The sequence below is a fragment of the Indolivaga alginatilytica genome, assembly GCF_003201355.1.
Taxonomy (GTDB): Bacteria; Bacteroidota; Bacteroidia; order Bacteroidales; family Dysgonomonadaceae; genus Dysgonomonas_A; species Dysgonomonas_A alginatilytica.
Window position 1 is genome coordinate 16,617 of sequence record NZ_QICL01000038.1, and the last position, 24,971, is coordinate 41,587.

Below are 24,971 nucleotides of genomic sequence, written 5' to 3' on the forward strand. Positions count from 1 at the left end.
ATTCAGAATTAAGTAAAGTCTCCGACTTTTGTTATAAATAATTTCTATACTATATAATTGGTATAGAAGGTTTCGTGTCATTTAGATAGCAAATCTAAGTATAATTCCTCAAAAATTAAAAAAGCATTGACTATATAACCCTTTATTATCCTGTATCATTGAATAGTGTAATCTCCCCTTTTCTTGTTATTTTGGTAGATGGTTAAAAAATATTAAAGGTTCAGTTTTCTGTGAACAATTAATAATAAGTGAGTTATATGTTGCTGATTCAAATTTGTGCAAACGTTTGCATAACAAAAAGCTTGTTTTATTGTTATTGAATGATAAAATACAACTGCTACATCTCATATTTGTAATATGATTTAGGCTTGTTAAAAAAGTAAAACAGGTTTTATCCATGAAATTAATAACATATTAATGTTAATCTTAATAATTTGCACATGAAAGAAAAGGTAAGAAAAAGTTGTGTGTCAATGTTCCTCTTTTGCTTGATAGGAATATTGTCGTTATCAACAACGTATGCCCAAAGTGGTTCCGCAGGAATTATCAGCGGAAATGTAAAAGATTCACAGGGCGAAACTATTATTGGAGCGAGTGTCGTTGTAAAAGGATCGACAGTCGGAACGGTAACAGATTTTAATGGTAATTTTCAAGTGAATGCCTCGACAGGTAATACTCTTGTTATCTCTTACATAGGATACAAGCCACAGGAAATTGTTGTAGGAAATCAAAAAAACATCAGCATCGTTATGAAAGACGATACTGAATTGTTGAGTGAAGTAGTAGTAATTGGTTATGGTAGCGTGAAGAAAAATGATGCTACAGGATCGGTTGTCGCTATTAAAATCGATGAAAAAGAGCACGGATTTGCAACTACAGCTCAAGACCTGTTGATGGGTAAAATTGCCGGGGTTGCAGTTACAACAAGTGGAGGTCGTCCTGGTGATGGAGCCACTATCCGTATTCGTGGAGGTTCTTCATTAACAGCAACTAACGATCCGTTGATAATAATTGACGGAGTCTTTATGAGTAATGATCTTGTAGGATCTTCGAATCCCCTTAGTTTATTAAACCCGAATGATATTGAAACTTTTACGGTGTTGAAAGATGCATCGGCTACAGCGATCTACGGATCGAGAGCCTCAAACGGTGTTATCTTGGTAACAACAAAAAAAGGAGTTAGCGGCGGTAAATTAAAGGTGACCTATGATGGAAACTTCTCATTAAGCACAAGAAGAAACAGTGTTGATCTTTTGACTGCTAATGAGTTTCGTAATTTTGTTGATACTCGTTTTGCGAATGACGACAGACATAGCGTTGTTATGGCTATGATGGGACAGGCAAATACTAATTGGCAAGATGAAATATTTCAAACAGGTTTTAATACCGACCAAAACATAAGTATATATGGTTCGATCGGGAAAGCCGTTCCATTCCGCACTTCGGTAGGTTATACCAATGAAGAAGGTATACTTAGAACTTCAAGTATGGAGAGAGTTACTGCTAATATCTCTTTAACACCTTCTTTATTCGACGATCATTTGAAATTGAATATTAACGGTAAGGGAATGTTTTCTCATACTCGTTTTGCTGAAACAGGAGCTATCGGTTCTGCATTAAGCTTCGACCCGACACAGCCGGTTATGAATGGCAGTCAATGGGGAGGATTTTTTACTTGGACAGATACGGACGGAAATTTAGCTCCTATAGCCGGCAAAAATCCGGTAGCTATGTTGGAGATGCAAAATAACAGAGCTAATGTTCGTAATTTCATTGGTAATGTTCAGGCTGACTATAAACTGCATTTCTTTCCTGATTTGAGATTAAACTTAAATGTAGGTTTGGATATTGCTACAACCGGCGGTACCGATTTTAAAGATCCGTTCAATCCGACAGTTTACAGCCAGAATGATGAGCAAAGTGGTCAACGAAAGGATTTTACTAATTTCAGGAATAACCAGTTAATGGAGTTCTATGGACAATATATAAAAGATGTGGCATCTCTGAAGAGCAAGTTCGATGTAATGGGTGGTTACTCATGGCAGCATAATAAGAAAACAAGCGATGAAGACTTATGGTATGTTTCTAAAGTAGATAACTCTAATATAGCAGAGATGAATCCGGGTGAAGACTATTATAAATTTAAAGAATATTATCTGATATCTTTCTTTGGACGTTTTAACTACACATTCAACGATAAATATTTGTTGACAGCTACAGTTCGTAGAGATGGATCATCACGTTTTAATAAAGACAATCGTTGGAGTGTATTCCCTTCTGTTGCATTTGCTTGGAAAATGAAAGAAGAAACATTCCTGAAAGATGTTTCTGTATTAAGTGATCTTAAACTGCGTGTGGGATGGGGTAAAACCGGTCAGCAAGATTTAGGTGACGATTATTTCTATCCTTCGAGCCCTTCTTATATGATTGGTGGAGGTCAGGCTTATTATCCGTTAGGGTTAAACGAAAATGGTACGATTAACTGGGTGAAATCGATGCGACCAAACGGTTATAATCCGCTTTTGAAATGGGAAACTACTACTACATGGAACTTCGGTCTTGATTATGGATTCTTAAATAATCGTATCAATGGAGCCGTAGATGTATATTTCCGCGAAACAACAGACCTGTTGAATAAAGAAGCTCCGGTAGTAGCAGGAACAAGCCCGGCTGAATTATTGCCACAAAATATTGGAACAATGGAGAATAAAGGGATTGAATTTGCAATTAATGCCCGTCCGATTGTATCAAAAGAATTTGAATGGCAAGTAGGATTTAATGTTGCTTATAATAAAAGCGAGATCACAAAGCTGACTGCTACTCAGGATCCTGGTTTTAAAGGAATCACTACCGGATCTACCGGTGGAGATGGAGGCCTGAACGCTCAAATCTATGCTACCGGTTATGCTCCTAGAACATATTTTGTATATGAACAAGTATATGATAATAATGGAAAACCATTGGAAGGTGTGTATGTAGATAGAAACAAAGACGGTAAGGTAGATGAAAATGACTTATACTACTATAAGAAACCTGCTGCAGATGTACTTATGGGATTCAATTCAAAATGGCTATATAAGAATTGGGATTTAGGTTTTAATGGACGTATATCTTTAGGTAATTACGTTTATAATGCCAGCGAAGCAAATACTGCCGACGTTAGCTTAACGTCAATCTATGCAAATAGTGTTTTCCTAACAAACAGACCGGCACGGGCATTAGAAACTAATTTCTTATCGAAACAGGCTTTGTCTGATCACTATGTACAAAACGGCTCGTTCCTTAAAATAGATAATATCACTTTAGGGTATACATTTAATGGCTTGTTCAAAAGTGCAACATCTGCCCGTGTTTATGGAATAGTTCAGAACCCGATTGTTATAACTAAATATCGGGGGTTAGATCCTGAAGTATATGATGGTATGGACTACAATTTTTACCCAAGACCATTGATATTTATGTTAGGTTTAAATTTGAACTTTTAATAATTGAAGACTCATGAAAGATAAAATGATAAAAGGTAAGAAATTACTATATATACTATTTTCAATTGCTTTGGCAATACCATTCACCTCGTGTCTGGATGATTTGAACACAACACCTGAGGGACCTAATGTTTCACTTGATCCTTATGCTGATGCTTCAAATTATCCAATGTTGGTAGCAAAAGTATATTCGGGTTTTAGTAAACTAGGTATAACAGGGCCTGATGGAGATGGTGATATACCTTCTTCTCCCGATAAAGGAAAAACAACTTTTCTAAGAACATATTTCAATGTACAAGAGCTAACTTCGGATGAGGCTAAATGTGCATGGAGTGATACTGATGAGAAAAATTATTCTCAAACACTGCTTACTCCTGATAATTATATCGGTTACATGCTCTATCAACGTTGTATGCTAAATATTGTATTTGCAAATGAATTCTTGAGAAATACTCAAGTTCCAAGAGTAGAAGTGGCAAATTTAGATCGCTCAAGAGCCGAAGTACGTGTTCTGAGAGCAATGAACTATTACTTTTTGCTTGATATATATGGAAATCCGGGTTGGGTTACAGAAGAACATCCGGTAACTCGCTTGCCACAACAATTAGGACGAGAAGGTATGTTTAACTGGGTAGAGAGTGAATTGCTGGACATTGAGAAAAGTGGCTTGCTGTTAGACCAATCCGCCTCGACTTATGGACTGATAACTAATCAGGTTGTACAAACCGTTTTAGCTAAAATGTATATCAATGCTGAAGTTTATACAGGAAAACCTCGTTGGAATGATGCTTTGGCATATGCTAAAAAAGTGACTTCATATTCAAATTTACAATTGGAAGGTACATATCAGAATCTTTTTTGTGCAGATAATGACAGATCGAAAGAGATTATATTTACGCTGCCTTATGATAATAAGATGGCTACAGATTGGGGAGGAATCGTATTCGTAATGGCATCTTCAACAGGTGGTGATATGCTTAGCTTATTGGATTTCACTGCATCTTGGAGTGGAAACAGAGCAACTCAACAATTGACTAACCTGTTTGCAGGTAATGATAAACGAGCATTGTTTTTCAAAACAGATCGTGACCAGATTATGACCGACCTTAGTAACTTCAATAAAGGGTGGTCTGTTATGAAATTTACAAATAAAGGATGGGACGGGGTTCCTAATCCACTTGGTGCCGTACAATGGGTGGATACCGATTATCCTTTATTCAGATTAGCTGATGTTATACTTATACAAGCTGAGGCTGAACTAAGATTAGGTGATGCAAATGCTGTAAATTCATACAATAAAGTTCATGCTCATCCAAGAACCGGACTAAGTGCAGTAACATCTATTACATTGCAGGATATACTTAACGAAAGAGGACGCGAATTGTATTGGGAAGGACAAAGAAGAACAGACTTGATTCGTTTTGGCAAATTTACCAAAGGTTATAATTGGGCATGGAAAGGTGGAGCACAAAATGGGGTAGATATAGATGATAAATATAATCTTCTTCCTATTAGTACAAAGCACCTTACAGGTAACCCTGCTTTGGTACAAAATCCATTATACAAGTAAGATTAATTAATAGTAAGGTATAAATACAATATCTCAATAATTAAATATAATTATCTCTTGTACTTATACTTGCCAAAGTAACAAAAAGGTCTGAGACCTCAATAAAGAAAAAGCATTATGAAAATAAAAAATATATTATTCTTAATGGCCGTTATATTTGCTTTTGTCTCATGTAACGACGATACAGATCCGGTTCTACCTCAATACAAGGCTTCAGTATTGACCCATCCTACCGATGATACGCTTTATGAATTGAAGCAGGTGGATGCTGCAAATACTCTATTCTCACTGGATTGGAAAGCCTATAATCAAAAAGATCTTTTGGTAGGTGCTGTAACATACTGGATACAGGTTGATACGATAGGTAATAATTTTGCCAATGCGCAAACCCTAAAACAGGTTCCGGGAGTTAATGAAGATGCAGAATCAACAAACTATACAGCCTCATTAACTGTTGAAGAGGTAAACAAGGTACTTAATGGTTTACGTTTGCCAGTAGGTAGTATCTCGAATGTAGAGATTCGCGTAATCACTCGTGTTGGGAATATTTTGGTCGAAGCTTCGGCATCAAATATATTTCAAGCAAGATTTATTCCATACAAAGCTATAGATACCTCGTCATTGTATATGATAGGAGCTGACTTTGGAAATTGGGACTGGAGTTCATCAGGAGTTGTTGAAATGGTTCCAGTAAATGGTCTGGACGGTGTGTTCTGGTGCATCAATTATTTTACTAAGAGTAATGGGTTTAAATGGGCTCCTAAGAAAGCTTGGGGTGATGATTTTGCTGAATTAGCAAACAAATCAGGTTATACCGTAACTGATGGAAATGCCTTTGTACCGGCTGACGGACTATACATGGTTTATGTTGATTATCCGGGTGAAAAAATAACTATTGCACCGGCTAAAGTATATGGTATGGGTAACTGCTTCGGTGGTTGGGATGCTGATAAATTCCCATTTACTAATGATGGAAAGACTACATCGATAGTTACTACCGGTGAGGGAGAATTAAGAATGTATGCAGGATTACCTTCCGGAGTTACCGGTACTGACTGGTGGACAAGAGAATTTATCATTCTTAATGGAAAAATCGCTTATCGAGGTAAAGGCGATGATCAGGAGCGAGTGAAAGTACAAGCCGGTAAAACGGTTACTCTTGATTTTAAAGCAGGTACAGGAACTATTAAGTAAACAAAATACTATTTACTAAAAAGGCATGGAGGCTTTCCGTGCCTTTTTAGTATTTACTGACTATTTAATAACTAAATGTATTTAATGTCACATTCAAAAGTCATAACTAACAGTCGTTGTTATACATGGATTGATATGCGAATTTTGTTAAAAAAGAAGGAGTAAGTTTATTTGCTCCAACGATTATTTAACCTCAAGAACTGATTAAATAATAGCACCATGAAGAAATCTATCTATTTTATATTGTTCCTGTTTATTCCCTTATGGATACAGGCACAAATTATTACTACCAATCCGACCTTTCTTACAGATGATGTTGCCTCAGAAATCATTTTCGATGCATCTGAAACAGCACTCAATAATTATACAGGGAATGATGTGTATGCACATACAGGAGTTATTACGGATAAAAGTGCTTCTAGTTCCGATTGGAAGTATGCTCCTACCTGGCTCGATAATAGTGACAAATATAAATTAAGCGCACTCGGAAGTAATAAATGGAAATTGAGCATGCCTTCGGGTATTCGCTCTTACTATGGAGTTCCCGCAGGAGAGAAAATACTTAAGCTCGCTTTTGTATTTCGTAATGCTGACGGATCAAAAGAAGGAAAAGACAATGGCAAAGACATATTAGTTGATGTACACGAAAAGGGCTTAATAGTAAGTTTCGAAACACCTCTTGGAGATCAACTACTGGAAAAGAATACTTCTTTAGCCGTAAAAGCTAAAAGCTCTGAGATAACTACGCTTAAACTTTATCTAAACGATACACAATTAGCGAAATCCGACAATGTAACATCTATATCTTATACTCATAAATTTGATAAAGAAGGAACCTTTTGGTTAATAGCAGAGGCTGGTATTAGTCCATCGATAGTCAGAGATAGCATCTACGTAAATGTAAAGAAAGATCAGGTAAGTTTACCCCTTCCCTCCAATGTAAGAGCAGGAGTTAATTATATAGATGATAATACAGCAACAGTTGTATTATATGCACCCAATAAACAGAGTGCATATTTGATTGGAGATTTTAATGACTGGAAGATCGACAATAATTATATGCTTAACAAAGCAGGTGATTATTGGTGGATAACAGTCTCAAATTTAGAAAAGAATAAAGAATATGCATTTCAATACCTGATTGATGGAATGGTAAAGGTTGCAGATCCGTATACTGATAAAGTTCTCGATCCTTGGAATGATTCATATATCCCGACAACTGTATATCCTAATTTGAAAACATATCCAACAGGGAAAACAGAAGGTATAGTCTCTGTAATGCAAACGGGGCAAACTCCGTATACTTGGAAAACAAAAAACTTTACACCCGCAGAAAAAGAGAAACTGGTAATTTATGAACTTCTTATTCGTGATTTTACAAAAGAACATAGTTTTGAATCGACTATGCAAAAGCTTGACTATTTGCAATCACTAGGAATAAATGCAATTGAATTATTGCCTATCAACGAATTCGAACGAAACAGCAGTTGGGGATATAATCCATCGTTTTATTTTGCCGTAGATAAGTATTACGGAACAAAAGATGCCTTCAAAGCATTTGTTGATGAATGTCACAGTAGAGGTATGGCTGTAATTATAGATATGGTGTTGAACCATTCTTACGGTCAATCACCATTCGTGAAGATGTATTGGGATAATGCAAATAACCGTCCTTCGGCAGATAACCCTTGGTATAATGTAGAATCGCCAAATAGTGCTTATAGTTGGGGATATGACTTTAATCACGAGTCAGATCGAACCAAAGCTCTAGTTGATAGCATCAATAGTTATTGGATGAAAGAATATCAGGTAGACGGTTTTCGTTTCGACTTTACAAAAGGATTTACCAATACCAAAGGTGACGGATGGGCTTATGATCAGGCACGTATTGATATTTTGAAACGAATGACTTCTGAAATTTATAAACGCAATTCGGATGCAATTGTCATAATGGAACATCTGGCTGACAATTCAGAAGAAAAAGTACTTTCGGATGCCGATATTATGCTTTGGGGTAATATCAATAATAACTACTGTGAGGCAGTTATGGGGTATACCGAAAACAACAAATCCGATTTGTCATGGGCTTTATATTCGAAACGAGGTTGGACAAAATCTAACTTAGTTGCTTATATGGAAAGTCACGATGAAGAACGTATGGTGTTTAAAGCAAAAGCATATGGAAATTCATCGGGAACTTATAATATTAAGAACCAATCTACTGCTTTGGAACGTGCAGGATTGGCAGCGGCATTCTACCTGACTTTGCCCGGACCTAAAATGATCTGGCAATTTGGGGAGTTGGGATATGATTATTCGATTAATACATGTAGTGACGGTACAACCATTTCGAACGACTGTCGTGTATCGGAGAAGCCTATCAGATGGGATTATGCGGATGATAAGGAGCGCAAAGCTCTTTATACTACTTACTCGAAACTTATCAATCTAAAAACTGAGAATAAAGTATTTGAATCTGTAAACATAGAACATTCTCTGACGGGAAGTCAAAAATATGTAGTATGGAAAGGTACAGATATGAATGCCTTTGTTGTAGGTAATTTTGATGTAGTGAGTGCTACTGCCAATGTAACATTGCCACGTAGTGGTGACTGGTATGATGCCTTTACGGGTGCAATGGTAAGTATTCCGTCAACAAATTATTCGGTAACATTGAATCCCGGAGAATATAAGTTTTATCTGGATAAAGGTAGTATTGCTTCTATTGAAGAAGATATGTACGAGAATAATAAGTCCCTCATTATTCTTGATGATCGTATAGAATATACAGATGGTACTGCAAAAGCGATAACTATTTATGATTTGTCGGGCGTTGCCCTCTTGAATAAGACAAATACCGAATCTATCGTAACATCAACATTATCAAAAGGTATCTATATTGTGAAACTAAAACTGGCAGATAAGGTAGTCTCTCAAAAGTTTATCAAGAGATAAACAGACGGTTGCTTCATATAAATAAAAGGTTGCAAACGTTTGCAACCTTTTATTGTTAGTTAGACACTATTACTCAATGTAAATCAGAGTTAAATAAGCTTTTTTTGTACTACGATTAACTCACAATAATAAAAAGGTCTGAGACCTTGAGACCTCAAAATCAAAAATAATAGATATGTTTAAAAAATCCCTTTTACTTATTGGCTTGTGCTTCCTGTGCGGAATCATACAGGCTCAGGAGCTAAAGTCGCCGGATGGAAATCTGGTTCTTAATTTTCAATTGACTGACCAAGGCGTTCCTACTTATAAGCTTACCTATAAAACAAAAGATGTTATTAAGGAAAGTAAGTTAGGATTTGCTATTGCATCGGGTACAGAGCAACTCGACAAAAACTTTAAAGTTGCAGATGTTCAATACAGTTCAGAAGATACTGCTTGGGAGCCTATTTGGGGCGAGCAAAGAGAAATCCGTAACAACTATAATGAGATGTTTGTGAATCTGACTCAGGATAATCGAATGATTAATATAAGATTCAGACTCTTCAATGATGGTTTAGGGTTCAGATATGAATTTCCGAAACAAGAAAACCTATTCACTTTTGTCATAAAAGAAGAGTTGACAGAATTCAATATGGCAGGCGACAATAAAACTTTTTGGATTCCGGGAGACTATGATACCAATGAATATACCTATACTACAACAAAAATTACAGGTATAGCAGGAGCCATGAAAGAGGCAACTCATCACGTATTAGATCAGTTCCCAATCAAAACATTGGCAGTGCAAACTCCATTGATGATGAAATCTGATAATGGGTTGTATATCAATATTCACGAGGCTGCATTGGTAGATTATCCAGCTATGCAACTGAATGTAGATGATAAGAAATTGGCATTTAGCGCACATCTTGTACCAGATGTTTTCGGTAATAAAGGAGATATGAATACTCCTGCTCAAACACCTTGGCGTACAATTGTAGTGAGTGACGATGCACGTAATATTCTTTCTTCGAGGATGATTGTAAATTTAAATGAGCCTTGTACTTACGAAGATGTATCGTGGATTAAACCTACAAAATATATCGGCGTATGGTGGCAAATGTTTACAGGAAGAGGCTCTTGGGCATATTCTGATGAAACCAATATCAAATTGGGAGTAACCGATTTCGCTAAATTAACTCCTAATGGCAGACATGCAGCTAATACTGCAAACGTGAAAAAATATATTGACTTTGCAGCAGCAAACGGATTCGATCAGGTATTGGTTGAAGGATGGAATATTGGTTGGGAAGACTGGATTAATCCGGTAAGAGAATACTTATTTGACTTTGTAACTCCATATCCTGATTTTGATGTAAAGGAATTGCAACGTTATGCGGCATCTAAAGGTGTGAAAGTAATGATGCACCACGAAACCGGTGGCTCTGTTTCAAATTACGAGCGCCACCAAAAAGATGCATTTCAGTTTATGGCAGACAATGGTTATAATGCGGTAAAAACTGGTTATGTAAGCAGAATCAGACCTAAAGGAGAGCATCATGACGGGCAAGCGATGGTTAATCATTATATAAATACAGCTAAATTGGCTGCTAAATATAAAGTAATGGTAAACTCTCACGAAGCAGTACGTCCAACAGGATTGTATCGTACCTATCCTAACTGGTTGGCTCAAGAGTCGGCTCGTGGAACAGAATTTGAATCTATGGGTGGTTTACCTCCTGAGCATACAACCATTCTGCCATTTACACGTATGATGGGTGGACCTATGGATTATACTCCGGGTATATTCCAAACTGATTTTACTTATTACAGTGCTGACAATCATAATAGAGTACGCACCACATTGGTAAAACAATTGGCTTACTATGTAACTATGTACAGCCCATTGCAGATGGCTGCCGATTTACCCGAAAACTACGAACGTTTCCCTGATGCTTTCCAATTCATCAAAGACGTAGCTGTGGATTGGGATAATACATATATTCTAGAAGCTGAGCCTGGCGATTATGTAACTATTGCCCGTAAAGCTAAAGGTAAAAACGAATGGTTTATTGGTGGGGTAACAGACGAAAATGCTCGTGAGGCAGTTATCGACTTTAGTTTCTTACCGGCAGGAGCTAAATATACAGCTACTATTTATGCTGATGGAAAAGAAGCTGATTGGGAAAAGAACCCACAAAGTTATACGATCAAGAGTGTTCCGGTAACTCATAAAACAAAACTAAAGCAGAGACTTGCCCCGGGTGGAGGTATTGCTATTAGTGTAAAATAATCAATCTAGGAAATAGTTCTTTTTTTTCATGGTAAAAGAGGGAGTATATGTTTACGTATGCTTCCTCTTTTCTTAGTTTCAAGTCTGATTATAATGATCAAGAATATATTAATTAACATTTATATAGAACGAAATAGTGTATTGATAATGCTTTTACTCTATTTATTTTGAGTGGAAAAAGTTATCTTTACTTCAAATATCATGATAACTCTTTCTAATAATACGAATATGCAGAAAATACTACTGGTGCTAAGTCTTTGTCTTGTTATAGGGATAGCGAAGGCTCAGAAGATTACATCTCCCAATGGAAATGTTACTCTATCTTTTAAATTGGATGAAGCGGGAAAACCGACTTATAATCTTAACTTTAAGAATAGGGCTGTAATCAAGGACAGTAAAATGGGATTCTTGTTCAAAGGGGTGAAACCAATGAATGAAAATTTTACGATTGTTGATACTCAGTACAAAAACGATGACAATACATGGGCTCCTGTATGGGGTGAGAATAAAGAGATAAGAGACAATCATAAAGAAATGTTTGTTTCGCTTGTTCAAAAAGATTCGAAACGCAAAATAAATATTCGGTTTCGAGTATTTGACGATGGGGCAGGGTTCAGATACGAATTTCCGGTACAAGATCAATTGAGACACTTCATATTGCAGGACGAAACTACCGAATTTAATTTGTCAGGCGATCATAAAGCATTTTGGATTCCTGCCGATTATGATACGAACGAATTTCCGATTACCACTTCTAAACTATCCGAAATAGAAGGACTTATAGATGAGGTTCGTAAAGAGCCTTTGGCTGCAAAAGCACCTTCTCCTAATGTGGCAGTACAAACTCCGTTGATGCTAAAATCGAGTGATGGATTATATATTAATATTCATGAAGCAGCTTTGGTAAATTATCCGGCAATGTTTCTTAATGTAGAAGCTAGCTCTAAATTGAGTTCTCATTTAACACCAGATGTTAGAGGTAATAAAGCTTATTTGCAAACGGGTTATACTTCTCCTTGGAGAACAATTGTAGTGAGTGACGATGCTCGTGATATTCTTGCATCTAACCTAATTTTGAATTTGAACGAACCGTCTAAAATAGAAGATACTTCATGGATTAAGCCTACTAAATATATTGGTGTTTGGTGGGAATACTTTACAGGTGGAGGTTCTACATGGGCATATTCTAATACTGGTGATGTGATTATCGGTAAAACAGATTTCTCTAAAATAAAACCTAACGGAACACACGGAGCTAATACCGAGCATGTGAAGTATTATATAGACTTTGCAGCAAAAAATGGCTTTGATGCTGTTTTAGTTGAAGGTTGGAACGAAGGTTGGGAAGATAATGCAGCATTCGTAAAAGAAGAAATTTATAGCTTCACAAAAGCATATCCCGATTTTGATGTGAAAGAGTTACACCGTTATGCTGTAAGTAAAGGAGTGAAAATAATTATGCATCACGAAACCACTTCTTCGGTGGCTAGTTACGAACGCCAATTGGAAGATGCATTCAAGTTTATGGTTGACAATGGCTATGATGCTGTAAAGACGGGCTATGTAGGACCTATTATTCCTCGTAGCGAATATCACGATGGGCAATGGATGGTAAATCATTATATACGTGTTGTAAAAGCAGCCGCAGATCATAAGATTATGGTCAATTCGCATGAGGCAGTTCGTCCCACAGGGTTGAGCCGTACTTATCCCAACTGGATAGCTCAGGAATCGGCACGTGGAACCGAATTTGAGTCATTCAATGGCAATAAGCCCGAGCATACAACCATTCTACCTTTTACACGTTTGATGGGTGGTCCAATGGATTATACTCCCGGAATATTTCAAGGCGATTTGTCGGTGTATGGTTCTAATAAAGCAAAACTAAGTACTACATTGGTAAAGCAATTGGCTTTGTATGTAACTATGTATAGTCCATTACAGATGGCTGCCGATTTACCCGAAAATTACGAACGTTTTGCTGATGCTTTCCAATTCATGAAAGACGTAGCTGTGGATTGGGATAATACCTATATTCTCGAAGCAGAACCGGGTGATTATATTACTATTGCACGTAAAGCTAAAGGAAAGAGCGAATGGTACGTTGGAGGTATCACCGACGAAAACGCACGTGAAGCGATTATCGATTTCAGCTTCTTACCCGCAGGTGCTAAATACACAGCAACCATATATGCCGATGGAAAAGACGCTGATTGGATAAAAAATCCGCAGAGTTATGAGATCAAAACGATGACGGTTACTAACAAAACTAAATTAAAGCAACGCCTAGCTCCCAGTGGCGGTGTAGCCATTAGTATAAAATGAAGCACTCAATTTAATCTACTTCCATTTTGTTCATGTTAGGGGGACTCAGGGGGAGATAGTGGTAAGGTAAGCTATTCATCATAAACTCCATATGTTTGTTTGCTTGTGTGATCCATCTTCCCTGAATATTTTCTCCTCCAATCTCTCATTATTTATTATTCTTTGAAGATAAGTGCGGCTAAGATAGTGATCAATGATTTTCTTTTCTATAATATCTTCTTCATCTAAGTATTTATAAAAACGGGTTTTATACAACTCCCCTTTTGAATCGTATTCATTCTCTTCCAATGTACGATTAAGTTGGTCTTTTTGTATAATTGAAATTTTATTTTGTAAATCACTTATTATTCCAGCTATATAATGAAAATCAGAACCCGATTGTATCTGAGGTATTATTAAGTCATTAATAGTTGCCTTTTTTTCATCTGAATATTCAACAATAATGTTATAGTCCGAGTGACCTCCTTTATAATAATCTCTTGTTTTTTCTCTCTTTTCGATAAGACCAGTTTTATATATGCCCAAAGGAAATATAATTTTTATATGCTCTTTGTTTATTCCTTCAAAAGTGATCGTCAATTTAGGAGGTGTCAAATCTTGAGTGACTAAGTTATCTGAAATTCTTAAAAAACGATTGGAATTATATTCAATTGTCATACCTAATTTGTTTAAATAATTTATATTATTTTGTTTATGGTACTCACCATTGTTAGTACAGAGTTTATCTCTTTCTAACAGATTTTTTTATTTAAGTAATTCAAAAATACTCAATATTTTGATTTATTTCATGATTCTGGATGTTTAATATCAGTTTTTTTATGCCATCTGTTTTTTATGCTGCTGTTCAAGTGTTTTGTGATTTAAACTTTGATATAAGCGATTGTAATTGTAGAACTGTAAGTATTGATTGGATTGGTTAAGCCCAAAGTTCAGATACTGTTTGGTAAAACCCAATGCCCCTCCTCATTTTTTTGTCTGTTTCTCTTATCGTAGTTCACCCATAGGGTTTTATCGATCTTTGCATACGTTTGCAAACGTTTGCAGCCAAGTATTACCTTTTTGTATTTGCTTTATGTTAATATGACAAGGTAATATCTTTTCTTTGTATATAAGAAATAGAGAGGGTTTTTTGACTATTGTAAATTGTAATAATACTTATAAAATTAGTAAAAAGGTCTTAGACCTTAATCTTAAAATGAAAAGATATAAACCATGAGAAAATTAATTATTTTGATGTGTTTGTGTATTGTCAGTCATTGGGCAGTAGCGCAAGAGTTGAAATCTCCAAATGGAAATTTAACGATGAAGTTCTCGCTTCAAGGTAATGGTGTCCCTACTTATAGCTTAACTTATAAGGGTAAGGATATTATTAAACCTAGTAAGTTAGGGCTTGAACTGAAAGAGCAAAAGACACTTAACGATTTTGACGATTTTTCGGTTAAAGAAAAAACAGGAGAAGGAAACCTATACGACGGTTTTTCGATTGCTGATACTAAAACTGCGACTTTTGACGAAACATGGAAACCTGTATGGGGCGAAGTAAAAGAAATTCGTAATAACTACAACGAATTAGCTGTAACACTAAATCAAAAAGCAACAGATAGAACTATCATAGTACGCTTCCGTCTATTTAACGATGGACTGGGTTTCAGATATGAGTTTCCAGAGCAAAAGAACTTGACTTACTTTATCATAAAAGAAGAAAAGAGTCAATTTGCAATGGCAGGCGATCACACTGCTTATTGGATTCCGGGAGACTACGATACTCAAGAGTACGATTATACAACATCTAAACTTTCTGAAATCAGAGGCTTGATGGAAAAATCGGTAACGGCTAACGTTTCTCAAACATCATTCTCAAATACAGGGGTTCAAACATCATTGATGATGAAAACAGCTGATGGTCTGTATATCAACCTTCACGAAGCTGCATTGATAGACTATTCTTGTATGCACCTTAATTTGGATGACAAAAACATGATTTTCGAATCGTGGTTAACACCGGATGCAAATGGAGATAAAGGTTATATCCAAGCTCCTAGCCATTCACCTTGGCGTACAGTTATCGTAAGTGACGATGCTCGCGATATCCTAGCTTCACATCTTACTCTTAACTTGAATGAGCCTAGTAAAATTGAAGATACTTCATGGATCAAACCGGTTAAATACGTAGGCGTTTGGTGGGAAATGATTACAGGAAAAAGCACTTGGGCATATACTGACGAATTGCCAACTGTACAATTGGGTATAACTGACTATTCGAAAGTAAAACCTAATGGTAAACATGGTGCTACTACTGCCAATGTAAAGAAATATATTGATTTTGCTGCTAAGCATGGTTTTGACGGTGTTTTAGTAGAGGGATGGAATGAAGGCTGGGAAGACTGGTTTGGTAACTCTAAAGACTATGTATTTGACTTTGTAACTCCATATCCAGACTTTGATGTAGTGGGTATTCGCGAATATGCAAAAAGCAAAGGTGTAAAAATGATTATGCACCACGAAACATCTGCATCGGTTCGTAACTACGAACGTCATATCGATCAGGCTTACAAATTCATGAAAGACAATGGCTATGATGCTGTAAAAAGCGGATATGTAGGTAATATTCTTCCTCGTGGAGAAAATCACTACAACCAATGGATTGTAAACCATTATCAGTATGCAATTGAAAAAGCAGCAGATTATAAAATTATGGTAAATGCTCACGAAGCAGTTCGTCCAACAGGAGTATGTCGTACATGGCCTAACCTTATCGGAAACGAATCGGCTCGTGGTACAGAATATCAAGCATTTGGAGGTAACAAACCAAATCATACAACAGTACTTCCATTTACACGTCAGATTGGTGGTCCGATGGATTACACTCCAGGTATTTTCCAAATGGATGTAAGTGCATATAATCCGGATAATAAATCTCATGTAAATACTACTATTGCTAATCAATTGGCATTGTATGTAACTATGTACAGCCCATTGCAAATGGCAGCCGATTTTCCTGAAACTTATGAGAAATATATGGATGCTTTCCAATTTATCAAAGATGTAGCTTTGGATTGGGATGACAGCAAATATCTTGAAGCAGAACCGGGAGATCATGTAACAGTAGCTCGTAAAGCTAAAGGAACAAACAATTGGTTCGTGGGTAGCGTATGTGGCGAGAACGGATATACTTCTAATATCTCATTCGATTTCTTGGATGCCGATAAAGTATATGTAGCTACTATCTATGCAGATGCAAAAGATGCTCATTACAAAACAAATCCTCAAGCTTACGAAATCCGTAAAGTAGTTGTGACTAACAAGTCTAAACTATCTCAACATTTAGCTCCTGGAGGAGGTTTAGCAATCAGCGTAATTGAAGCTGATAAAGCTGCAATCAAAGGTTTGAAGAAACTGTAAGAAAAAGATAGATTTAAATATAAATATCCCCGAATAGGTAATGTCCTGTTCGGGGATATTCTTTGTGTGTAAATGAATTGTTAGTTTATTGAGGGGCTTATCTGGAAGTCTTTTTCACCGGATCATTTATAAATATCACCGATACAGCTCCTATAAGAAGTGAAACTCCCGAAACAAGGAACATGGCAAAAGGTCTGCTCCCTGCAACATTTTCGAAAAGGAAGTGTCCTAACAATCCCCCTGCTATCTGAGGAATTACAATAGTAATATTGAGAAGTCCCATATACAATCCCATTTTATTGGAAGGTACTACATTTGCCAGTATCGAAAAAGGCATAGTTAATATCATAGCCCAAGCAATACCAATGAGGAACATTGGTAATAAAAGTAAATATTGATCGTGAATAAAGAACATTGAGAGCATTCCTATACCTCCTAATACAAGAGAGAATGAATAGAAATTCTTTCTTCCGAACTTATCTGTAATTCTGGGTAGGAAAATAGAGAAAATAGCAGCTATAACGCTGTATACACCTGTTAAGATACCAAACCAATTTCCTGCATGATTATACTCTACCGAATGAGGGTCGCTTGTGTTCCATACAGTAACAGCAATTCCATCGGTGGCATATACCCATATGTAATAGAATGCAAACCATGAGAATAGTTGTACAATAGACAATTGAAGTATGGTGATTATTGTTTTCTTGTTGTCGGTAGATGTTGCGTTTTCTTCTTTGTTGGCAGATTCGCTTCTGTTGTATTCTTCAAACAATTGGGGTGGATATTCTTTTACACTGAAACATGTCCATAAATTGGTAAGTACAAGAAATCCTATGCCAATATAAAAGGAGACCGAAACGGAGTCGGCTACCCGACCTTCGTCCGCTTGATTGCTAAAACCGATGTAGGCAAGCAGAAAGGGTAGGCATGAACCTACAATAGCACCGAGATTAGAAACAATAGTCTGTACGGAATATCCCTGATTACTTTGTTTGCTGTTGACCATATCCCCAACTAACGATCGGTAAGGTTGCATGCTTACATTAAATGCGCTTTGCATGAGGAATAAAATGCTTACTCCGGCCAGTACGGGAGGCATAATACGTGATACGATGTACGAATTGGGCATGAGGAACATCATAATAGCCGAAACTACAAGCCCTATCAGTATATAAGGTATTCTTCGTCCCAGTCGAGTCCATGTTCTGTCGCTGAAGTAGCCGATGAGAGGTTGCATAAATAACCCGGCTAAGGGGGCGGCAAGCCATAAGAAAGCCAATTCGTTGGTATCTGCACCTAATGCTGATAATATACGGCTTGTGTTTGTCATTACAAGCGTAAAACAAATTTGTGTACCTAAAAAGCCGAAGTTTATATTCCAGATTTGCCCGTATCTGAGCGTAGGTTTATTTAGCATAAGGTCTTATATTTCTGTTCAGGTATTAAGGTCTCAGACCTTTTCTATTCCTTTGGCAAGTGTTACAACCAGAGGTTGTTATAGTGATTAAAAATATCACCAATTATTTTAAATTATTTAGAGCTATGCAGACTACTCTATTTTACCAGAGGTCGTGTGGTTTCTCTTATAACTAAACTGGTTTTCACTATTTTATTTTTCTTATCCGTACTATCGGGATTTTGTACCTTCTCTAAAATCAGATTCATAGCCTCTTCTCCTACTTTTTGAGGATGCTGATCTACGGTTGTAAGCATAGGATCGGTATCCTGAGAAATATTAGAGTTGGAGAAACCGCATATAGAGACTTCTTCGGGAACTTTAAGTTTTAATGTTTTTGCAGCTAGCAAAATTCCGGAGGCTGTGTAATCATTCATTGCCATAAAAGCATCAGGTCGGTTGTCCGATTGTAACAGTTCCATAGCTTTTTCGTAGCCGAGCTGTTTATTATCCGCAATTCTTATAATATCTTCATCTATGGGCATGTGATGTTTTCTTAATGCATCCAGGTAGCCATTTTTTCTATTCTTGGATATCTCGAGATGAGGAGCAGCACCAAAGAATGCAATATGTTTGCATCCCGTTTGGATCATATAATCAACGGCATGAAATGTACCCGAATAATCATCAACTACAACTTTACCGGAGTCTATTCCTGTGCAAATGCGGTCGAAGAAAACCACTGGTATATTATTATCAACCAGTTCTTGAAAATGATCGTATTTTATTGTTGTTTTTGATTGAGATATAAGCATTCCGCATACACGAGCTTCTATCAACGTCTGAACATTGCGTATTTCTTTTGTATACTCTTCCGACGATTGGCAAACAATTACATGATAGTCATGATCTTCGGCAATCGTTTCCATTCCCGATAATACAGATGAGAAGAAATGATTGGCAAGTTCGGGGACTATTACTCCTATAATATTGGAGTGACTGTTTCTAAGGCTCAAAGCCAAGGAGTTGGGCTTATATTTATGTTCGTTTGCATATTCTTGTACCACTCTCCGAGTTTCGAGGCTGATATCGGGATTGTTGTTTAGAGCTCTGGATACAGTCGATGCAGAAATATTCAGATTCTTGGCAATATCTTTAATCGTTATACGTCCTTTTTTCATTGTTTAGAAATAATTAACTATTGTAACGTTTTTATTACCATATTGTTTAGCCTTATTTGTTTTGTTTATGACACTTGCAAAATAATAAAGTCAATTGATGATTCATAAGAATCATTATGTAAGGAATAAAAGTAATCAAAAAATCAGCTTAGAGTAACTATTTCTTTCAGATATTAAGTAATGTGAAACATTTATTGCCATGTTTTATAATTATAACTGTCTCTGGTTATCACTTTTACCAAAGCAATAAAAAGGTCTTAGATCTTATTTTCTTAGAATCACTTTAAAATACTGTTTTTATATGAAGGCTATTTCTTCGTTCCTTTGCGAGCTTCTCTTTCCTTACTTTTAGGCTCAGATTTGGTTTTGGCTTTAGTCTTTGGTTTATTCGCAGCCATTTTTTGTTTTCCCACCCTCAATCCACTCGAAGGTTTGCCTTTACTTCTGGGTTTTGGTTTATCTTCTCCATTTTCAGAAGTTAGCGTAAATTTCTTTGGCTGATCTTTGTCTGTTTTGTTTGCAGTAGCTTTTTTTGCAGCCAGACTTCCTTTTCTATAATTGGTTCTTATATCATGCTCTTCAAGAGCTCTGTTAAAAGACTTGTTGCTGTTGGATGGCGTTTTTCCTGCGGGAGTTTTCTCAGAAGCTTCAAGCATGTCGAATAATCCTTCCATTTCCGAAGCAGTCAGGTTACGCCAGTTTCCCTGCCCTAACTTATCCAGTTTGATATTCATTATCTGAATACGCTCCAGTTTGAGTACATCATAATTAAAATATTCACACATACGTCTGATTTGTCTGTTAAGACCTTGTATAAGTGAGATTTTGAATGTATAAGGGTTGATCTTTTCTATCTCGCATCTGCGTGTCACTCTGTCTAAGATAGGTACACCTTGCGACATACGAGTGATGAAGTCAGACGTGATCGGGCGATTAACAGTGACAATGTAATCTTTCTTGTGATTATTTCCTGCACGCAATATCTTATTAACGATGTCTCCGTCGTTTGTCAGGAGGATTAATCCTTGCGAATCCTTATCCAACCTACCGATAGGAAATATACGTTGTTCGTGTCTTATAAATTCGATGATATTGTCTCTCTCCAACGGATTGGTAGAACTTACAACTCCAACAGGTTTGTTGAATGCAATATATACAGGCTCTACTTTATTCTCAATCAATTCTCCGTTCACCTTCACTTTCTGTCCCGGTAATACACGAGATCCGATAGTAGCTTTTTTACCATTTACTGTAACATTACCACTTTCTATATATTTGTCAGCTTCGCGTCTGGAGCAGAAGCCCGATGCACTGATGTATTTATTTAAACGATATTCCATTTTCTCTAAATCTAAAAGTAAGAACAAAAATAAGTATACTAAGGTCACAGACCTTTTTATTGCTTTTGTATGTGCAATAATGATAAAAAAAAGGTTTGAGAGCTAGCCAGATATCAATCTTCAATATTCTTTATTTCAGTACTCTCTATCTTTTTTTGAAAATGAAAGAATATAGAAGTTTATCAAGATGAAAAACACCCGTTCTTAATATAATTAAAGACGGATGTTCTGGTTTATTCGTTTATCTTAATCTAGCGGAGAAGAAGGGATTCGAACCCCCGATACAGTTGCCCGTATACTTGCTTTCCAAGCAAGCGCCATCGTCCACTCGGCCACCTCTCCTTAATTACGGCACAAAGATAAAAATATTTCTTGTATATAAGTAATGTAAAACGTTTATTGCTTTATTTTAGAGTCTGGTTAAATTTAACCGAACTGTTTTTCTTGTAAAATGCTGCCATTGTTCTTTGCTACTTTTTTAAGCTCTTTTGAGCATCTTTTTCACTTACTCCTCTTGATTCAGCCCGCTGAATCTACTAGTAATAAGTGTAAAATCTATCTCAAAATAAGTCTTAAAAAAAGAAAGCAATAAAATTTAAACAGACTCTTAAAAGTTATAACCAGCTATTTCAGTTGTGCTTACCAAAGCAATAAAAAGGTTTGAGACCTTACAATAGTCCGTTTAGTTTATCGAAAACAGTTTTTTTGCGTTTGCACTTGTTATTTCACCTGCCTGTTCGGGAGTAACATCGTATATCTCTGCTAATTTTGCTGCAATATGAATGGTGTATGAAGGTTCGTTTCGCTTTCCTCTGTATGGCACAGGAGGAAGGTAGGGTGCATCAGTTTCGATGATGAGGTGCGAAAGATCAGTTCCTGTCAACACTTGAGGTAACGTCGAATTTTTGTAAGTAACAGTACCGTTTATTCCCAGATAGAAATTGTCGAGAGCCAGTACCGCTTCCAATTCAGCCATTGAACCTCCGAAACTGTGGAAAGCTCCTCTAAGTTTAGATGCTCCGATATTCTTGATGCATTCTATTGATTCGCTAATTGCGTTTCTGCAATGAATCGATACGGGCAGATTCAATTCGATACTCCATCGCAGTTGTTCTTCAAAAGCTGCTCTTTGTTCTTTCTCTAAAGACTTATCCCAATAGAGGTCTATTCCTATTTCACCGACAGCAATATATTTATGGATAGAAAATTGTTCTTTGATTATCTTTAAATCAGATTCCCAATTTTCCGTTACACTTGTCGGGTGTAGCCCCATCATCGGTATGCAGTATTCTGGATATTTTTCTGCGAGATTATTAACCCGATCTATAGTTTCTACATCTACATTGGGCAATAAAATATTCGTTATACCTGCTTGTTTAGCTCTGTTTATGATATCTTCTATATCGTTATCAAAGCTTTCGTCATAGGTATGGGAGTGGGTATCTATTAGGGTCATTTTAATTGTTGAATGTTAAGAGTCACGAGTAAGCAGGCTTTTGGCTAGCTCTCTTAATTCCTTTTTCTTAGCATAATCTACACTAACTAGATCAAGATATGCAATTCCTTTTTCGTAATATGCGTGAATAATATCTGCAGATGTCTGTTTTAGATTCAGTTCGTCATAGATGGATGTTACAGCCTTAATCTTTTCAGTTTCATCGAAGTCTATCTTATTTATCCAATCGAGCAATTGATCTTTGCTGTCTTCGTGTTGAAGAGCTGTGATTTGTAAGAATGTCTTTTTATTACAAAGTATATCTCCGCCGATTCGCTTTCCGAATGTTGCGGGGTCTCCATATACATCGAGGAGATCATCCATTAATTGAAATGCTAATCCGATATTTATTCCGAAATCATAAAGCGATTCGGCGTCTTCTTGGCTCGATCCTGCTGCAAGGGCTCCGCATTTGAGTGCACAACCTAATAATACAGCAGTCTTTAGCCGTATCATTTCGAGGTATTCGGCTATGGATACATCAAGGCGTTTTTCGAATTCCATATCAAGCTGCTGACCGCAGCATATTTCGGTTGCTGTAGTCGAGAACAGAGATAAAACCTCAGGCAGATATTGTGGATCAGTTTTTGCTATTTCTTTATAAGATTCAATAAGCATGGCATCACCCGATAAAACGGCTGTATTATCGTCCCATTTAATATGCACGGTGGGTTTGCCTCTGCGTTTATCAGCTCTATCCATCAGGTCGTCATGTAATAGAGTGAAATTGTGGAAAATTTCGATACCTAAAGCTATAGGGATCGATTTTTCGATATCATCTTTATATAGGTTGTAAGCCATTACGGCTAATACGGGTCTAACGCGTTTGCCTCCAAGTTCGAGGATATAATCTATCGGGGCGAATAATGATTCGGGCTTACCCTCAAATTTAAGGGTATTTACTTCATTATTAATCTTTTTGAGTACGTCGGAGAATGTATACAGCATAATTATATATTTGATATTCAAAAGTACATAATTTCTACTGGAATTAAAAGTTGCTGAGATATATTTATCCCGAGAGTTTAAATGATGATAGCAACAATGCCTAGCAAAGAAGAAACTACAAGGACAAGAACTATTCCTAATATTATATTTTTTGTTGTCAGCTTTGGCGGAAGGTTAGGGTCATTTTCTTCAAAATTAACAACATCATCGCTGAGTTCCCCTACCAATATGGCTCGTTCTAAATCGGCAATGGTTAATTCGGTATGCTTATAATTCTTATGAGAAAGATCATTTTCCAGAGGGAAATAGTTGAGAAAGTTAAAAGTGGAAATATCCACATCGAACTTTTCGGAAAAGGCTTCGATGAAAGCTTTTGCATGTTCGCTCTCTATATTCAAGTCCCTAACAATAGAGGTGTTATCATATATCTTTTGATCGTACGATGAATATTTAAGAATGAGTTGTTCTAGATCCTTATTTCCCATTATAATGTTTATAAGTCAGGTTTATCTTTGTAAGATACAAATATATATAGAAAAAGATGAGTTTTTTGTTATTGAGATATTAAATTTTAGGTCATACATTTAACATCTTTTATTTACTAACTAATAATCAATTTATGAAAAAACTATTATTATGCGCAATGCTGCTTATCTGTAGCATGTTTCAACTAAGTGTATTTGCCCAAAATTATCATGAAGATGATAAGGAGGGGTTGCGTCAGTTTCTGAGGCAACAGTCAAGTGGTTCTGTTTATGATCGGTATAACTTCGAGGCTGCCGGCTTAAGTGCTTCAGATACTCTTCGTTGGTATGAATCTGAAGACTGGCTACAAGAACTAGCTGGGCCTCCTCATAATCGTATTGATATTTATTATGATGATGCTCTCCCAAGAAGGATTATTTCTCTTAGAGTGACCAGCCGATTTTCTGGTAAACTTGATTGTAGGAGGTTTAATAATTTGAAAGAGTTGGAGTTGTTGGGAGCTTCTTATTTGCCTTCTACCGTAGAGGTTGATTTATCTCAAAATCTCTCTCTGGAAGATTTACGTTTTTATTTTGCTCATCTTGTAAAGTTAGATTTGCCAAGTAATCCAAATTTAACTAAACTTCACTTGGCTGGTTCTTCGTTAAAAGAGTTGGATCTTTCAGGTTGTGTAAACTTGAAAGAACTTCGTCTTGAGAATAACGATTGTTTGGAAAATTTAAATGTTTCCAATAATATAAGAGTCTGTTTAAATTTTATTCAACAATAATTTTATAGATGCAATTTTGACCATTTCTTCGGCAGAGTCAAAAGTTGTTTCATAGTTTCGGCATAACCTTCTGTTATAATCAAACCATGCAAAAGTAGGCTCAATGACCCAACGCTTTTTAATTGGTCTAAACCCTTGATTCTTATATCC

15 protein-coding genes and 1 tRNA gene are annotated in these 24,971 nt (G+C 36.4%); 8 read left to right on the plus strand and 8 right to left on the minus strand.

Features of this window, described 5'->3' with window-relative positions; all coding sequences use genetic code 11:
* Positions 1-440: 440 nt before the first annotated feature.
* The 6 genes from CLV62_RS19195 (at position 441) to CLV62_RS19220 (ending at position 13,801) form a co-directional block, all read left to right on the plus strand.
* On the plus strand, positions 441-3,485 hold the full coding sequence (locus CLV62_RS19195) for a SusC/RagA family TonB-linked outer membrane protein (protein ID WP_110312395.1): 3,045 nt from the start codon (positions 441-443) through the stop codon (positions 3,483-3,485).
* 13 nt (positions 3,486-3,498) lie between these two features.
* Positions 3,499-5,055, plus strand: coding sequence for a RagB/SusD family nutrient uptake outer membrane protein (locus CLV62_RS19200; protein WP_110312396.1), 1,557 nt, complete (start codon positions 3,499-3,501; stop codon positions 5,053-5,055).
* Between the two features lie 117 nt (positions 5,056-5,172).
* Positions 5,173-6,249: a SusF/SusE family outer membrane protein gene (locus CLV62_RS19205; RefSeq protein ID WP_110312397.1), complete on the plus strand. Its 1,077-nt coding sequence runs from the start codon at positions 5,173-5,175 to the stop codon at positions 6,247-6,249.
* A gap of 219 nt (positions 6,250-6,468) precedes the next feature.
* Positions 6,469-9,204: an alpha-amylase family glycosyl hydrolase gene (locus tag CLV62_RS19210; RefSeq protein WP_110312398.1), complete on the plus strand. Its 2,736-nt coding sequence runs from the start codon at positions 6,469-6,471 to the stop codon at positions 9,202-9,204.
* A gap of 175 nt (positions 9,205-9,379) precedes the next feature.
* Positions 9,380-11,476, plus strand: coding sequence for a glycoside hydrolase family 97 protein (locus tag CLV62_RS19215; RefSeq protein ID WP_110312399.1), 2,097 nt, complete (start codon positions 9,380-9,382; stop codon positions 11,474-11,476).
* A gap of 228 nt (positions 11,477-11,704) precedes the next feature.
* On the plus strand, positions 11,705-13,801 hold the full coding sequence (locus CLV62_RS19220) for a glycoside hydrolase family 97 protein (RefSeq protein WP_110312408.1): 2,097 nt from the start codon (positions 11,705-11,707) through the stop codon (positions 13,799-13,801).
* Between the two features lie 78 nt (positions 13,802-13,879).
* Here the strand turns inward: CLV62_RS19220 and CLV62_RS19225 are convergent, their stop codons facing one another.
* The gene (locus CLV62_RS19225) at positions 13,880-14,458 is read right to left on the minus strand and encodes a hypothetical protein (RefSeq protein ID WP_110312400.1); all 579 of its coding nucleotides are present in this window, start codon (positions 14,456-14,458) and stop codon (positions 13,880-13,882) included.
* 555 nt (positions 14,459-15,013) lie between these two features.
* On the opposite strand from CLV62_RS19225, the gene CLV62_RS19230 reads away from it, so the two are divergent.
* Positions 15,014-17,203 (plus strand): glycoside hydrolase family 97 protein, encoded by a 2,190-nt coding sequence (locus CLV62_RS19230; RefSeq protein WP_110312401.1) that lies wholly within the window; start codon positions 15,014-15,016, stop codon positions 17,201-17,203.
* Between the two features lie 97 nt (positions 17,204-17,300).
* Here the strand turns inward: CLV62_RS19230 and CLV62_RS19235 are convergent, their stop codons facing one another.
* The 7 genes from CLV62_RS19235 to CLV62_RS19265 all read right to left on the minus strand — a co-directional run bounded on the left by CLV62_RS19235 (position 17,301) and on the right by CLV62_RS19265 (position 24,051).
* Positions 17,301-18,623 (minus strand): MFS transporter, encoded by a 1,323-nt coding sequence (locus tag CLV62_RS19235; RefSeq protein WP_110312402.1) that lies wholly within the window; start codon positions 18,621-18,623, stop codon positions 17,301-17,303.
* 137 nt (positions 18,624-18,760) lie between these two features.
* Positions 18,761-19,783 carry a LacI family DNA-binding transcriptional regulator gene (locus CLV62_RS19240; protein WP_110312403.1) on the minus strand — a complete coding sequence of 341 codons (1,023 nt, stop codon included), beginning with the start codon at positions 19,781-19,783 and terminating at the stop codon, positions 18,761-18,763.
* Between the two features lie 308 nt (positions 19,784-20,091).
* Positions 20,092-21,123, minus strand: a complete 1,032-nt coding sequence (gene rluF, locus CLV62_RS19245) for a 23S rRNA pseudouridine(2604) synthase RluF (protein ID WP_110312404.1) — start codon at positions 21,121-21,123, stop codon at positions 20,092-20,094.
* A gap of 255 nt (positions 21,124-21,378) precedes the next feature.
* A tRNA-Ser gene (locus CLV62_RS19250) sits at positions 21,379-21,465 on the minus strand.
* Between the two features lie 340 nt (positions 21,466-21,805).
* Entirely contained in the window at positions 21,806-22,579 is a 774-nt protein-coding gene (locus tag CLV62_RS19255) for a TatD family hydrolase (protein ID WP_110312405.1), read from the minus strand.
* A 15-nt stretch (positions 22,580-22,594) separates the two neighbouring features.
* Complete coding sequence (locus CLV62_RS19260) at positions 22,595-23,563, minus strand: polyprenyl synthetase family protein (RefSeq protein ID WP_110312409.1); 969 nt, start codon at positions 23,561-23,563, stop codon at positions 22,595-22,597.
* Between the two features lie 80 nt (positions 23,564-23,643).
* Positions 23,644-24,051 carry a DUF1493 family protein gene (locus CLV62_RS19265; protein ID WP_110312406.1) on the minus strand — a complete coding sequence of 136 codons (408 nt, stop codon included), beginning with the start codon at positions 24,049-24,051 and terminating at the stop codon, positions 23,644-23,646.
* Between the two features lie 134 nt (positions 24,052-24,185).
* Between CLV62_RS19265 and CLV62_RS19270 the strand changes: the two genes are divergently transcribed.
* The gene (locus tag CLV62_RS19270; RefSeq protein ID WP_146212799.1) at positions 24,186-24,821 is read left to right on the plus strand and encodes a leucine-rich repeat domain-containing protein; all 636 of its coding nucleotides are present in this window, start codon (positions 24,186-24,188) and stop codon (positions 24,819-24,821) included.
* Positions 24,822-24,971: the final 150 nt, after the last annotated feature.

Bases quoted from the DNA above. Each gene is read 5' to 3' on its own strand.
- CLV62_RS19195 (WP_110312395.1), top strand. From the start codon at position 441: ATGAAAGAAAAGGTAAGAAAAAGTTGTGTGTCAATGTTCCTCTTTTGC.
- CLV62_RS19200 (WP_110312396.1), top strand. From the start codon at position 3,499: ATGAAAGATAAAATGATAAAAGGTAAGAAATTACTATATATACTATTT.
- CLV62_RS19205 (WP_110312397.1), top strand. From the start codon at position 5,173: ATGAAAATAAAAAATATATTATTCTTAATGGCCGTTATATTTGCTTTT.
- CLV62_RS19210 (WP_110312398.1), top strand. From the start codon at position 6,469: ATGAAGAAATCTATCTATTTTATATTGTTCCTGTTTATTCCCTTATGG.
- CLV62_RS19215 (WP_110312399.1), top strand. From the start codon at position 9,380: ATGTTTAAAAAATCCCTTTTACTTATTGGCTTGTGCTTCCTGTGCGGA.
- CLV62_RS19220 (WP_110312408.1), top strand. From the start codon at position 11,705: ATGCAGAAAATACTACTGGTGCTAAGTCTTTGTCTTGTTATAGGGATA.
- CLV62_RS19225 (WP_110312400.1), bottom strand. From the start codon at position 14,458: ATGACAATTGAATATAATTCCAATCGTTTTTTAAGAATTTCAGATAAC.
- CLV62_RS19230 (WP_110312401.1), top strand. From the start codon at position 15,014: ATGAGAAAATTAATTATTTTGATGTGTTTGTGTATTGTCAGTCATTGG.
- CLV62_RS19235 (WP_110312402.1), bottom strand. From the start codon at position 18,623: ATGCTAAATAAACCTACGCTCAGATACGGGCAAATCTGGAATATAAAC.
- CLV62_RS19240 (WP_110312403.1), bottom strand. From the start codon at position 19,783: ATGAAAAAAGGACGTATAACGATTAAAGATATTGCCAAGAATCTGAAT.
- rluF (WP_110312404.1), bottom strand. From the start codon at position 21,123: ATGGAATATCGTTTAAATAAATACATCAGTGCATCGGGCTTCTGCTCC.
- CLV62_RS19255 (WP_110312405.1), bottom strand. From the start codon at position 22,579: ATGACCCTAATAGATACCCACTCCCATACCTATGACGAAAGCTTTGAT.
- CLV62_RS19265 (WP_110312406.1), bottom strand. From the start codon at position 24,051: ATGGGAAATAAGGATCTAGAACAACTCATTCTTAAATATTCATCGTAC.
- CLV62_RS19270 (WP_146212799.1), top strand. From the start codon at position 24,186: ATGAAAAAACTATTATTATGCGCAATGCTGCTTATCTGTAGCATGTTT.